This is a genomic window from Roseovarius sp. (assembly GCF_027019125.1).
Taxonomy (GTDB): Bacteria; Pseudomonadota; Alphaproteobacteria; order Rhodobacterales; family Rhodobacteraceae; genus Roseovarius.
Map to the genome: position 1 here is coordinate 290,668 of NZ_JALUXE010000027.1, position 13,547 is coordinate 304,214.

The 13,547-nt window shown below is 61.9% G+C and carries 13 protein-coding genes; 10 read left to right on the top strand and 3 right to left on the bottom strand.

Going from position 1 to position 13,547, the window contains the following annotated elements:
• The first annotated feature begins 39 nt into the window (after positions 1-39).
• Both aspS and MVC20_RS09630 read left to right on the top strand, forming a co-directional pair.
• Entirely contained in the window at positions 40-1,821 is a 1,782-nt protein-coding gene (gene aspS / locus MVC20_RS09625) for an aspartate--tRNA ligase (RefSeq protein WP_297540752.1), read from the top strand.
• A 68-nt stretch (positions 1,822-1,889) separates the two neighbouring features.
• The gene (locus tag MVC20_RS09630; protein ID WP_297540754.1) at positions 1,890-2,606 is read left to right on the top strand and encodes a GNAT family protein; all 717 of its coding nucleotides are present in this window, start codon (positions 1,890-1,892) and stop codon (positions 2,604-2,606) included.
• Between the two features lie 12 nt (positions 2,607-2,618).
• Here MVC20_RS09630 and thrS read toward each other — a convergent pair whose 3' ends face one another.
• Positions 2,619-4,565, bottom strand: a complete 1,947-nt coding sequence (gene thrS / locus MVC20_RS09635; RefSeq protein WP_297540756.1) for a threonine--tRNA ligase — start codon at positions 4,563-4,565, stop codon at positions 2,619-2,621.
• 250 nt (positions 4,566-4,815) lie between these two features.
• Between thrS and MVC20_RS09640 the strand changes: the two genes are divergently transcribed.
• From MVC20_RS09640 to MVC20_RS09650, 3 genes are all read left to right on the top strand, one after another.
• Complete coding sequence (locus MVC20_RS09640) at positions 4,816-5,040, top strand: hypothetical protein (protein ID WP_297540758.1); 225 nt, start codon at positions 4,816-4,818, stop codon at positions 5,038-5,040.
• 77 nt (positions 5,041-5,117) lie between these two features.
• Positions 5,118-5,861 (top strand): alpha/beta hydrolase, encoded by a 744-nt coding sequence (locus MVC20_RS09645; RefSeq protein ID WP_297540760.1) that lies wholly within the window; start codon positions 5,118-5,120, stop codon positions 5,859-5,861.
• Positions 5,862-5,944: 83 nt separating this feature from the next.
• Entirely contained in the window at positions 5,945-6,673 is a 729-nt protein-coding gene (locus tag MVC20_RS09650; protein WP_297540762.1) for an alpha/beta fold hydrolase, read from the top strand.
• A gap of 37 nt (positions 6,674-6,710) precedes the next feature.
• On the opposite strand, the gene phaZ is transcribed toward MVC20_RS09650, so the two are convergent.
• A complete protein-coding gene (gene phaZ / locus MVC20_RS09655; RefSeq protein ID WP_297540764.1) occupies positions 6,711-7,985 on the bottom strand; it encodes a polyhydroxyalkanoate depolymerase in 1,275 nt (424 codons plus the stop codon).
• Between the two features lie 108 nt (positions 7,986-8,093).
• Here phaZ and phaC point away from each other — a divergent pair, with 108 nt between their 5' ends.
• From phaC to MVC20_RS09675, 4 genes are all read left to right on the top strand, one after another.
• Positions 8,094-9,896, top strand: coding sequence for a class I poly(R)-hydroxyalkanoic acid synthase (gene phaC, locus MVC20_RS09660; protein ID WP_297540766.1), 1,803 nt, complete (start codon positions 8,094-8,096; stop codon positions 9,894-9,896).
• Positions 9,897-10,035: 139 nt separating this feature from the next.
• Entirely contained in the window at positions 10,036-10,485 is a 450-nt protein-coding gene (locus MVC20_RS09665) for a phasin, PhaP (RefSeq protein WP_297540768.1), read from the top strand.
• A gap of 138 nt (positions 10,486-10,623) precedes the next feature.
• Positions 10,624-11,181: a polyhydroxyalkanoate synthesis repressor PhaR gene (gene phaR / locus MVC20_RS09670; RefSeq protein WP_297540770.1), complete on the top strand. Its 558-nt coding sequence runs from the start codon at positions 10,624-10,626 to the stop codon at positions 11,179-11,181.
• 6 nt (positions 11,182-11,187) lie between these two features.
• A complete protein-coding gene (locus tag MVC20_RS09675) occupies positions 11,188-12,153 on the top strand; it encodes a LysR family transcriptional regulator (RefSeq protein ID WP_297540772.1) in 966 nt (321 codons plus the stop codon).
• Here the strand turns inward: MVC20_RS09675 and MVC20_RS09680 are convergent.
• Positions 12,142-12,606 (bottom strand): nucleoside deaminase, encoded by a 465-nt coding sequence (locus MVC20_RS09680; protein ID WP_297540774.1) that lies wholly within the window; start codon positions 12,604-12,606, stop codon positions 12,142-12,144. The two genes, MVC20_RS09675 and MVC20_RS09680, sit on opposite strands and share 12 nt — an antisense overlap.
• A 62-nt stretch (positions 12,607-12,668) precedes the next feature.
• On the opposite strand from MVC20_RS09680, the gene MVC20_RS09685 reads away from it, so the two are divergent.
• Positions 12,669-13,475 carry a pseudouridine synthase gene (locus MVC20_RS09685; protein WP_297540776.1) on the top strand — a complete coding sequence of 269 codons (807 nt, stop codon included), beginning with the start codon at positions 12,669-12,671 and terminating at the stop codon, positions 13,473-13,475.
• The last annotated feature ends 72 nt before the right edge of the window (positions 13,476-13,547 follow it).

Below are 13,547 nucleotides of genomic sequence, written 5' to 3' on the forward strand. Positions count from 1 at the left end.
CCCAAGATCAACGCCCCGAGCCGGGACCGGAGAGCCAACATGCACGCATATCGCAGCCATTCCTGCGCAGACCTGACCAAATCGGACGTGGGCGCCGATGTCCGCCTTTCCGGATGGGTGCACCGTATCCGCGATCATGGCGGGGTTCTTTTCATCGACCTGCGCGATCACTATGGCGTGACGCAGCTCATCTGTGACCCTGACAGCCCGGTTTTTGCGCAGGTGGAAAAGCTGCGCAGCGAATATTGCATCCGAATCGATGGTGTGGTGAAGGCGCGCGACGCGGGGCTGATCAACCCCAAGATCCCGACCGGCGAAATCGAGGTGTTCATTCGGGACATGGAAGTGCTCGGCTCTGCCGCCGAATTGCCGCTTCAGGTGTTCGGCGATCAGGAATACCCCGAGGAAACGCGCCTGCGCTATCGCTATCTCGACCTGCGCCGCGAGGCAATGCAGCGCAACATGACCCTGCGCTCGGATGTGGTGGCGGGGATGCGCCGCCGCATGTGGGATCAGGGCTTCCGCGAGTTTCAGACGCCGATCATCACGGCCTCGAGCCCCGAGGGGGCGCGCGACTTTCTGGTGCCAAGCCGTTTGCATCCGGGCAAGTTCTATGCCCTGCCGCAGGCACCGCAGCAATTCAAACAGTTGATCATGGTCAGTGGGTTTGACAAGTATTTCCAGATTGCCCCCTGTTTCCGCGATGAAGACCCGCGCGCCGACCGCTCGCCCACGGATTTCTATCAGCTCGACATGGAAATGAGCTTTGTCGGTCAGCAGGACGTGTTCGACACCATAGCGCCGGTGATTGCGGGCGTTTTCGAGGAGTTTGGCGGCGGCAAGACAGTCGATGCGCCCGAGGCGTGGCCGCAGATTTCCTATGCGGATTCAGCGCTTTGGTATGGCACGGACAAGCCCGACCTGCGCAATCCGATCAAGATGCAGGACGTGTCCGACCATTTCCGCGGATCCGGCTTTGCCATTTTCGCCAAGCTCTTGGAGCAGGACGGCACAGAAATTCGCGCCATTCCGGCCCCCACCGGTGGCAGCCGCAAGTTCTGCGACCGCATGAACGCCTTTGCCCAGAAAGAGGGCCTGCCGGGGATGGGGTATATCTTCTGGCGGGAGGCCGATGGCGCGATGGAGGCCGCAGGGCCGCTTGCCAAGAACATCGGCCCTGAGCGCACCGAGGCCATTCGCACGCAGCTTGGGCTTGGCGTGGGCGATGCCGCGTTCTTCCTCGGGGGCAAGCCTGCGGCCTTTGAACGGGTTGCGGGCAAGGCGCGCACGGTCATTGGCGATGAATTGGGTCTGACGGATCAGAACCGCTATGCCTTTGCCTGGATTGTCGATTTCCCGATGTATGAGGCCGATGAGACCACTGGCAAGATTGATTTCTCGCACAACCCCTTCTCGATGCCGCAGGGTGGGATCGAGGCGCTGAATGGCGATCCGCTCAAGGTTCTGGGGTATCAATATGACCTCGCTTGCAATGGCTATGAGCTGGTTTCGGGCGCGATCCGCAACCACAAGCTCGACATCATGATCAAGGCGTTCGAGCTGGCAGGCTATGGCGAGGAAGAGGTGCGCAAGCGCTTTGGCGGCATGGTCAACGCCTTTCAATACGGGGCGCCGCCGCATGGCGGCTGTGCGGCGGGGATCGACCGGATCGTGATGCTGCTCGCGGGCACCTCGAACATCCGCGAGGTCATCATGTTCCCGATGAACCAGCGGGCCGAGGATCTGATGATGAACGCGCCGTCGGACCCGACGAGCGATCAGTTGATGGAACTGGGCCTGCGGCTCATTCCGCAGGACTAGGCGGGGCTTTCCCTTGACGCGATATTGAGGCAATGTCGCGTCAAGGTATTTGTGCAAGGCCCGAAAAAATGACGCAAAACCGGCCAGTTGGGCCAAAGCTGTTGAACTGGACCCCACCGCCGGCACCGGATGGAACGTCGCTGATCGGGCGATACGCGCGCCTGGAACGTCTGGATGCGGATCGACACGCGGCGGATTTGCACCGCGCGTTTTCGGTAGATGATGCGATCTGGGACTATCTGCCCTATGGGCCGTTTTCCTCGTCAGCGCAGTTGCACCGATGGGCGCGGGAAATGGCGGCGGGGAATGATCCGCTGTTCTATGTCATTACCGACCTCGACACAGGGCATGTGGGGGGCGTTGCCAGCTATCTGCGGATCACGCCGCAGGCAGGCTCTATTGAGGTGGGGCATATCAATTTTGCCCCGTCCCTCCAGCGGACGCGCGCTGCGACAGAGGCGATTTTCCTTTTGATTCAATGGGCTTTTGAGGCGGGCTATCGCCGGTTCGAGTGGAAATGCGACGCGCTCAACATGCCGTCGCGACGGGCGGCGCAGCGGTTGGGGCTGAGTTATGAGGGGATTTTCCGGCAGGCGACGGTGGTCAAGGGGCGCAATCGCGACACGGCGTGGTTTGCCGCGATTGACGCTGAATGGCCCGCGCTGAAAGAGGCGTTTTCATTCTGGCTGGACCCTGCGAATTTCGACGCGGAGGGCCGCCAACGCGAGAGCCTTGGCAGCCTTACGCGGCTTGTGCGGGTTGCCTCTGATCCCGCGCAGCGCTGAATTTCCCTGCAATTACAACAGGTCGGGCGGCGTCGCCTCGCGCGCCAGTTCCGCCGCGACCTGATCCAGCGGCACGATGCGGCTGTCCTTTTCGCCCAGACGGCGCAGGGACACGGTGCCATCCTCGACCTCGCGCGGACCACAGGCCAGGATCACCGGAACCTTGGCCAGAGAGTGCTCGCGGACCTTGTAATTGATCTTTTCGTTGCGGGTGTCGGCCTCGGCGCGGATGTTAAGGTCTGTAAGGTTCTGGGCGACTTTTGTAACGTAGTCGTCCGCCTCGGACACGATGGAGGCGACCACCACCTGACGCGGGGCCATCCAGAAGGGCAGGCGGCCCGCGTGTTCCTCGATCAGGATGCCGATGAAGCGCTCGAAGCTGCCGAGGACGGCGCGGTGCAACATCACGGGGCGATGTTTGGCCCCATCGGTGCCGATGTAATTTGCATCCAGCCGCTCGGGCAGGACGAAATCCACCTGATGCGTGCCGCATTGCCATTTGCGCCCGATGGCGTCGGTCAGGGTGAATTCCAGCTTGGGCCCGTAGAACGCGCCTTCGCCTGGGTTAACCTTGGGTTCGATGCCGGCGGCGCGGGTGGCGGACAGGAGGGCCGCTTCGGCCTTGTCCCAAACCTCGTCCGACCCGGCGCGCACGTCGGGGCGGGTAGAGAACAGAACCTCGAAATTCGGGAAGCCCAGATCGGCGTAGATGCCCGACAGGAAGGCGATGAAGCGGGCCGTTTCCGATTCGATCTGATCCTCGGTGCAGAAGATATGCGCGTCGTCCTGGGTAAAGCCGCGCACGCGCATGATGCCGTGCAGCGCCCCCGAGGGTTCATAGCGGTTGCAAGAGCCGAATTCGGCCATGCGCAGGGGCAGGTCACGGTAGGATTTGAGACCCTGATTGAAAATCTGCACGTGGCAGGGGCAATTCATCGGCTTGAGCGCGTTCACGGCCTTTTCGCGGGCGTGATCCTCGTCCACTTCGACGATGAACATGTTTTCCTGATACTTTTCCCAGTGGCCGGATTTCTCCCACAGCTTGCGGTCGACCACCTGGGGCGTGTTCACCTCGACATAACCGCCGCGACGTTGCTGGCGGCGCATGTAATCCTGAAGCGTGGTGTAGACGGCCCAGCCGTTCGGGTGCCAGAAGACCTGACCGGGCGCCTCTTCCTGCATGTGAAAGAGGTCCATCTCGCGGCCCAGTTTGCGGTGGTCGCGGCGGTCGGCCTCTTCGAGAAAGGTGAGATAATCCTTGAGCGCGTCGCGGTTCTGGAACGCGACACCGTAGATGCGTTGCAGCATGGGCCGCGTGCTGTCGCCGCGCCAGTAGGCACCGGCCACGCTCATGAGTTTGAAGGCGTCCGCGGGCACTTGCCCCGTGTTCTGCAGATGCGGACCCCGGCAGAGATCCTGCCAATCGCCGTGCCAATACATGCGCAGCGGCTCGGTGCCGGGAATGGCCTCGATCAGCTCGATCTTGTAGGGCTCTCCGGTGTCGCGATAATGCTGGATCGCGCGGTCGCGGTCCCAGATTTCGGTACGCACGGGATCGCGCAGGTTGATGATCTCTTTCATCTTTTTCTCGATCAGGCCGAGATCTTCGGGGGTGAAGGGCGCGGCGCGGTCGAAATCGTAATACCAGCCATTCGCGATGACCGGACCGATCGTGACCTTCACATCGGGCCAGATTTCCTGAACGGCGCGGGCCATGATATGTGCAAGATCGTGGCGGATGAGTTCGAGCGCCGGGGCCTCGTCCTTGATCGTATTGATGCTGATGGCCGCGTCGCGGTCGATGGGCCATTGCAGATCCCAATGCGCGCCATCCACATGCGCGGAAATCGCGCGTTTGGCCAATGACGGTGAAATGCTGGCGGCCACTTCGGCGGGGGTCACGCCTGCGCTGTACTCGCGCGCATTGCCATCGGGAAAGGTAAGGGAAATCTGGGCCATCTGCTTGGCTCCTCGTCGGTTTGGCGCCCACGGAACGCCCGGTTGCGGGTTTGGTCCCCGTCACATGCCCGTTCGGGCGCGCAAGGTCAATAGGAGTGCGTTTTGGCACTGAATTTTGCATGCAAAAGCATACGTTTCCCCTTTTGTCGCAGTGCAGAAAAAACCTGTGGACAGGTCGCATTTGAGGCCCTAAATGCCGTATATCGGACGCGCAAGATTCTTGCGCGGGCAACCAAGCGAGGGTCGAAAAATGCCGAAGTATAATTCGAATTTTGAGTTGTCGGTCGCGGATATGGACCTGATCGAGAGTGCCTTGCTCAAGACCAAGGCGGATTTGTCGGTGCAGCCGGACCGCACGTCGGACGGATTGGATGGCAAGGACGAGACCCTGCGCCAGATCCATGATCTGTTGGGGCGGTTGCACAATCAGAAGGTGTTCTATCGTCCGCGTCGTGGTGCCTATATCGGCGGCTGAGCGCCGCGCGATAAATCCGGTTTGATCCTTCGGTTCGGGGCGTGCATGATCGCGCCACTGCGAATACGGAGGATGGGATGGCGGACCCTGAATATCTCGACGGGCCGGAAGGCCGCAGGCTGGCCTATCACCGGAGCGCCGGTGCCGGTCCTGGCGTTGTGTTTCTTGGCGGGTTCAAGTCGGACATGGAGGGCACCAAGGCGCTCTGGCTTGAGGACTGGGCGCGCGCGGAGGGGCGGGCATTCCTGCGGTTCGATTATTCCGGGCACGGGCAATCCTCTGGCCGTTTTGAGGATGGTGCGATCGGCGATTGGGCAGCGGACGCGCGCGCCGTGATCGCAGGTCTCACGGAGGGTCCGCAGGTTCTTGTCGGCTCGTCGATGGGGGGGTGGATTTCGCTCTTGCTGGCGCGATCAATGCCGGAGCGGGTGGCGGGGCTGGTAACAATCGCCGCCGCGCCGGATTTCACCGAAGACAGCATGTGGGGCGGATTTGACGCGGAACAGCGACGCGCGTTGCTGGAGGCGGGGCAGGTTGCGCTGCCGTCGGAGTATGGTGCGCCCTACATCATCACACGGCGATTGATCGAGGAGGGGCGCGACAATCTGGTTTTGCGCAGCCCGCTCGATTTGCCCTTTCCTGTTCGATTTCTGCAAGGCACCTGCGACAATGATGTGGATATGTCGGTGGCGTTGCAGCTATTGGACCATGCCACGGGACCGGATATGCGGCTGACGCTGGTCAAGGGGGCGGATCACCGCTTCTCAAACCCGGAGTGTCTGGCGCTGATTGGCGCGGCGCTGGCAGAGGTGAGCGGGTGAGGCTCTTGTCGGGGGCTTGTATCTGGTGTCATGCTGTTCTGCGTGTGGTTTCATATGTGACGGGTCAAAGGCGGGGATGACGGATGAGCAGTGAACCGGTGGTGTTTCTGCCCGGAATGATGTGCGATGCGCGGCTGTTCGCGCCGCAGATCACGGCCTTGAGCCCCGATATGGCCGTGACCGTGGCGCCGATTACGGGTGGGGACCGGATCGAGGAAATCGCGTCGGACCTGCTCGATGTGCTGCCGCGCCGGTTTGCCTTGGCGGGCCTGTCGATGGGCGGGATCGTGGCAATGGAGATCCTGCGCCGCGCCCCGGATCGGGTGACGCGATTGGCGCTGATGGATACCAATTCGCTGGCCGAAACGCCGCAATCGGCCACAGCCTATGAGCCATTCATCATCAAGCTTCGGACCGGGGCGATGGCCGAGGCGGTGCAGATGCTGCTGCGGCCCGAGTATCTGGCGTCCGGGCCTCGACGGGCGGAGGTGATGGCCGAGGTCGTACGCATGGCCGAGGCGCTCGGGCCTGAGGTGATCATCCGGCAGACGCGGGCCCTGCAACGACGGCGCGATTATCAGGCTGTGTTGCGGCGCTGTCAGGTGCCGGTGCTGGTGATGTGCGGGGAAGAGGACGGGCTGACGCCGGTCAAGCGGCATCGGTTCATGGCCGATCTCATCCCTTACGCCAATCTGGTGGTGGTGCCGGGGGCGGGGCATTTGCCGGTGCTGGAACAGCCCGATACCACGATCGCGGCGCTGCGGGGCTGGCTGCGGCAGCCGCTGGTGCTGCAACGGCGGGTGGACGCCTGAGCGGTTTGGCGGCGGGGGTGGCCCGCCGCCTCGGGCCTTAGCCCGTTGCGCGGGCGTTCTTGTTCGCCGGTTTGGGGCTCTTGCGCGCGTTGGCGTCGATGAAATCGAGCACGAGCGGCCGGATATTGTTGCGCCACGAGCGGCCGGCGAAGATGCCGTAATGCCCGGCCTCGGGTTCCAGATAGCTGGCCTTGAGGCTGTCGGGCAGGCCGGTGCAGAGATCGAGCGCGGCCACGCATTGACCGGGCGCCGAGATGTCATCCTTGCCGCCTTCGACGGTCTTGACCGCGACGCGGGTGATCTTGCCCAGATCGACCTGATGCCCATTCACGACAAAGCGGTTCTGCGCGATTTCAAGACCCTTGAAGATGCGCTCCACCGTCGACAGGTAGAATTCGGCGGTCATGTCCATCACCGCGAGATATTCATCGTAAAAGCGGTTGTGGGCGTCGTTGTCAGAGGCTTCGCCGCCTGCGACGCGCAGGATCTGATCCGAGAAGGCCGTGGAATGGCGCTCGGCATTCATCGACATGAAAGAGGCAAGTTGCAGGAGGCCGGGATACACCTGACGGCCAACGCCTTTATACTTGAACCCGACCCGCTGGATCATGGTTTCCTCAAGCTGGCCCATGGTGACGCGGCGGCCAAAGTCGGTCACGTCGGTCGGGGTCGCATCGGGGTTGATCGGCCCGCCGATCAGGGTCAGCGTGCTGGGCTGCGCCTCGGGGTCGAGTTCGGCCAGATAGGCGGTGGCGGCCAGCGTGAGCGGCGCGGGTTGGCAGACCGCGATCACGTTGACGTCCGGGCCAAGCGCCTTCATGAAATCGACAAGGTAGAGGGTGTAATCCTCGATGTCGAACTTGCCCTCGGACACGGGAATATCGCGTGCGTTATGCCAGTCGGTGACGTAAACCTCGCAATTCACGATCAGCGATTTCACGGTCGAGCGCAGCAGCGTTGCGTAATGGCCCGACATGGGGGCGACAAGCAGGATCTTTCGCGGCTGCTCTTCGCGGCCTGCGACCTTGAAATGAATCAGGTCGCCAAAGGGGCGCGAGACGACAGTTTCGATGTTGACGAGGTGATCGCGCCCATCCTCATGGGTAAAGGTGCGAATGCCCCAGTCGGGCTTGGCCACCATGCGCTTGAAGCTGCGCTCGGTCACTTCGCCCCAGGCGGCCAACCATTGCAAAGCAGGGTTTGGCACCACACTGAAAAGCGGATAGGATGCAAGCGAGAGGGCGGAGGCACCCAGCCATTGATTGGTATTTCGGAGGGATTCCATCAGGTCGTATGTGGCCATGTAGCGCATGTTCGTCTCCTGTTCGGGCCAGGGGCCCGGTTTACCCGTCACACGATCCCCTCCGGTCAGCGTGACGCTATGCTGCATAGCAGAAAATGTTAAGGGGAAATATAAAAAATGGCAACGCAAGACGATGTCGCAGGGCAAAATCTAGAAAAGCTCAACGAAAACCTTGCCAAGGTCGAACAGTTGTCGCAGCGGTTGATCCAGGCGCTCGCGGCGCGCAACCCGGCCAATCCGACATTGAACGGCCCCAATCAGGAGCTTTTTGCCAAGGCGGCGAAATCCTATTGGGCCGAGGCCATCGAGAACCCCGGCAAGATCTATGAGCAGCAGCTGGAATACTGGGGCAAGTCGGTGCGGCATTTTCTGGAAGCGCAGCAGGTGATGCTGCGCGGCGAGCCAGTGACCGAGGAGGACGCGCCCGATCCCTTGGCGGGCGACAAGCGCTTTGCCAACCCGTTGTGGAACACGCATCCCTATTTCAGATACATCAAGCAGCAATACGCCCTTAACGCGCAGGCCATCGAGAAAGCGGTGGGCGATGTCGATGACCTGCCGCCCAAGGACAAGCGGCGGCTGGATTACTTCGCGCATCAGATCATCGACATGATGTCGCCCACGAATTTCCTGGGCACCAATCCCGATGCTCTCGAGCGCGCGGTCGCAACGGAGGGCGAAAGTCTGGTCAAGGGGTTGGAGAACCTCATCGCGGATCTCGAGGCCAACAACGGCGAACTGGTGGTGCGGCTGGCGGATGACAAGGCGTTTCAGCTGGGGGAGAATATCGGCACCACGCAGGGAGAGGTCGTGTATCGCAACCGGATGATGGAGCTGATTCAATACAGCCCCACGACCGAGCAGGTGCATGAGATTCCGATCGTGATCTTTCCGCCCTGGATCAACAAGTTCTACATTCTTGATCTCAAGCCCGATAACTCTCTGATCAAATGGGTGGTGGATCAGGGCTACACGCTGTTTGTCGCGAGTTGGGTCAATGCCGATGCCAGCCACGCCGAGGTCGGCATGGAGGATTACATCGAGGATGGCTTTCTGACCGCGATTCGCGAGGCCAAGGCGATCACCGGGCAGAAAGAGGTGAACGCGGTGGGCTATTGCATCGCGGGCACCACGCTGCATTTGACGCTGGCGCTGATGGCCAAGCGGGGCGACAAATCGATCAAATCCGCCACGTTCTTTACCGCGCTCACGGATTTTGCCGAGCAGGGGGAATTCACGCCCTTCCTGCAGGACGATTTCATTGACGGAATCGAAGAAGAGGTGGCGCAGCAGGGCGTCTTGCGGTCGTTCATCATGGGACGCACGATGTCGTTCCTGCGTTCGCGCGATCTGATCTATCAACCCGCCGTGCGCAGCTACATGATGGGCGAGGCGCCGCCTGCGTTTGACCTGCTCTACTGGAATGGCGATGGGGCGAACCTGCCGGGCAAGATGACGATGCAATATCTGCGCGGCCTGTGCCAGGGCAACCAATTCGTGACGGACGGTTTCGAGCTCTGCGGTGAGCGGTTGCATATCCGCGACGTCAAGGTGCCCCTCATGTCGATCACCTGCGAGACCGACCATATCGCGGCCTGGAAGGACTGCTATCGCGGGTTCCAGCAGACCGGGGCCAAGGACCGGACCTTTATCGTCTCGGAATCAGGGCATATCGCGGGCATCGTCAATCCGCCAACCAAGAAGAAATACGGGCATTACACGAACCCCGATCTGACGGGCGATGCCGAGGCCTGGATGCAGGGGGCGGAGTATACTGCCGGGTCATGGTGGCCGCGCTGGGAATCGTGGCTGGCCAAGCGGTCAGGCAAGATGATCGCGGGGCGCGAACCGGGCGATTCGGAGCACCCGCCACTGGCCCCGGCCCCCGGAACCTATGTGCGGAAAAAGGCAACGCTTTGATCTTTTAGCCTTTTTCTTGAGCACCCAGAAAAAATGCTGCAGTGCAGAAAAAGCTTGAATTGCTGCACTGCAGCATGTATATCTTGTTGCAGTTGCAGAAACGGCGGGATGTTCCGCCACAGCCGAAAGGACCGAACCAATGGCAAAAGCACAAGATTTCACCGCGATGTTCAAAGACGTCATGGGCGCATTCCCGGTTGACACCAAAGCTCTGGAAGACGCGTTCAAGAACCAGGCAACCCTGAGCGAGAAGCTCTCGGGCGTGGCTCTGACCGCTGCTGAGAAGTCGGCCGAGATCTCGAACAAGTGGACCAAAGACACGCTCGCCAAGCTGAGCGAAATGTCCAAGGCCAAGGCAGAGCCCGCTGATTACGCCAAGGCGATGACCGATTTCGCATCGGCCAATGCCGAAGTGGCCGCCGAGAACATGGCCGCCTTCGCAGAAGTTGCCAAGAAAGTTCAGATGGAAACCGTCGAACTGATGCTGGCTGCTGGCAAGACCATCCAGGAAGACGCCACCAAGGCTGTCAAGAAAGCCGCAGACGACGTGACCGCAGCGACCCAGAAGGCAACCGCAGCGGCCAAGTAAGAATAGCAGAGCCATACCCTCATCCCCTCCCTTGAGGGGTATGGACTGTGACGGGCGAGCCTTGCGGCTCGCCCTTTCTTTTTGTGGCGCTTGTGTCTAAGCTATGCTGCAGCGCTGCATTCTCCGGGAGGATACCCCTTGGCCGACTCCAAAAAACCGCTGCTGATCAAACGCTATGCCAGCCGGCGGCTGTATAATACCGAAACATCGGATTACGTGACCCTCGAGGATATTGCCGAGTTCATCCGCGAAGGGCGCGAGGTACAGATCATCGACCTCAAATCCGGGGATGATCTGACACGGCAATACCTGCTCCAGATCATTGCCGAGCACGAGAGCCGGGGTGAAAGCGTGCTGCCGATCAATGTGCTGAACGATCTGGTGCGCAGCTATACCACACAGGCCACCAGCGTCGTGCCCGAGTTTCTGGCAGCCAGTTTCGAGATGCTGCGCGACGGTCAGTCGAAGATGCTGGAAAACATGACCAAGGCCAACCCCCTGGCCGCGATGCCCGGCATGGAGGCCATGCGCGCGCAGCAAGAGGCCTTCATGAAGGCGATGACCGGTGGGTTCAAGGGCATGGGCACGAGCGCGCCACAGTCCGAGAGTGCAGCCGGGGACAGCAAGGAGGGGCTGGACGACATCAAGAAACAGCTCGCCGAACTGCAAGACAAGCTGTCGAAGCTGGGCAAATAGGTCGAAATGGTCGATAGCCCGGGGCGGATAACCCTGTGGGGGATCGAGGTGTTCATGGCGGCGGCCGATGAGCGGTCGATCTCTGCGGCTGCGCGGCGGCTGGGGGCGAGCCCGTCGGCGGTCAGCCAGCAATTGACCAATCTCGAAGGGGCGGTGGGGGCCACGCTCTTGCAGCGCAACGCCCGGCCCATTCGCCTGACGCCTGCGGGCGAGATCATGCACCGGCGCGCACTGGCCATCCTGAACGAAGCGGCGCAGGCGCGGGCCGAGCTTGCGATGTCGCATCTCTCGACGCTGACGCGGTTCCGGCTGGGCATGATCGAGGATCTGGAGGCGGATGTGACGCCGCAGCTCTTGACCCATATGGCGGGTGAGTTGAAAGGCTGTCAGTTTCTGCTGGAAACGGGGGCGAGCCATCATCTCTATGATCAGTTGGATGCGCGGTCGCTGGATGTGATCGTGGCGGCCGAACTGGGGGGCGAGGCGGACTGGGTCGAGGTGCATCCGGTGTTGCGCGAAGGCTTTGCCGTGGTGGCGCCGCGCGGCGTGATCCGGCCCGAGCGCGACGTGCTGCGGCAGTTGAAGCGTCTGCCTCTCATTCAATATACGCAGCGGCATTACATGGGGCGGCTTATTTCCTCGCATCTGGCGCGGCAAAACCTGAGCATGCCGCACCGGTTCGAGTTGGACAGCTACCATTCCATTCTGGCATTGGTGGGGCAGGGGGCGGGGTGGTCGATCCTGACGCCGCTGGCCTTGATGCGGGCGCGACGCTTTGCCGATCAGATCGACGTGTTCGAATTGCCGATGGCACCGCTGACACGCACCATCAGCGTCACGGCGCGCAAGGGGATATTGCAGGATATGCCGGCGACGCTGGCGGAGAAGCTGAAGCCCATTTTGCGCGAGACGATTGTTACGCCGATTGTGGCGCGGCATCCGTTTCTGGCGGACGGTCTGTCACTCTTCTGACGGGCTGCGGCGGTCGCGAAAGAAGGTCTTGAGCAGGGTCTCGGCCTCAGTCGCGGCGATACCGTCGTAGATCTCGGGCGTGTGGTGGCATTGCGGATGGGTGAACACCCGTGCGCCCACGGCCACCCCGCCGGATTTGGGATCGGCGGCCCCATAATAGAGCCGGGAAATGCGCGCCGCCGCAATGGCACTGGCGCACATCGCGCAAGGCTCCAGCGTTACATAGAGATCATGGCCCGGCAAGCGCTCGGAGCCGATGGCCGCGCAAGCTGCCCGGATGGCGAGGATTTCGGCATGGGCGGTGGGATCGTTCAGTTCGCGGGTGCGGTTGCCGGCCCGCGCCACGACGGCGCCTGAGGGGGCGACGATGACGGCACCCACCGGCACCTCGCCGCGTGCGGCGGCGGCGTGGGCCTCGTCCAGGGCGATGTCCATATGGCTGCGAAATGTCATGTCCTGCTTGTGCCGCGCGCAAGACGCTTTCGCAAGCTCTGCAATTGCGCTATGCGCGGCGCATGAACAGCAAAACCCCAGAGAAGAAGACCCCCGAAGGCGAGCGCATCGCCAAGGTCATCGCCCGCGCGGGCATCGCCAGCCGCCGCGAGGCCGAGCGCCTGATCGAAGAGGGGCGCGTGACCGTCAACGGGCAAAAGGTGCTGCGCGCCGCGCTGAATGTCACCGCGTCCGACAAGGTGGTTGTGAACGGGCGCGCTCTTGAGGCGGCGGAACCGGCGCGGCTCTGGCTCTATCACAAGCCCACCGGCCTTGTGACGACGACGCGCGATGAAAAGGGACGTCGCACGATCTATGACGATCTGCCCGAGGATATGCCGCGCGTGATGAGTGTCGGGCGGCTTGACCTCAATTCCGAGGGCCTGCTGCTCTTGACCAATGACGGGGCGCTGAAACGCAAGCTGGAACTGCCCTCAACCGGCTGGTTGCGTCGCTACCGGGTGCGGGTGAACGGGCGGCCCACCGATGCCACGTTCGAGCCGCTGCGCAAGGGGCTGGTGGTTGAGGGCGAGGCGTTTCAGCCGATGATCGTCAGTCTGGATCGCCAGCAAGGGGCAAACGCCTGGATCACGGTGGCCATTCGCGAGGGCAAGAACCGCGAAATCCGCCGCGCGATGGAATCGGTCGGGCTGGTGGTGAACCGGCTGATCCGGCTGTCCTATGGGCCATTCCAACTGGGTCAGTTGAAGCCTGGCGCCGTGGAAGAGGTGCGCCCGCGCGTGTTGCGCGATCAGTTGGGGATGCCGCAAGAGCCTGACTCCGATCCAGCCAAGCCCGCGCGCCCCAAGCCGCAGCGCAAGCGCCGGTAAGTCTTTCCAAGATGATTGCGAAAGTCGCCTTTGTTGATCCGGATCAAGGAGGGCGCGTGGCTTGATCCCTAG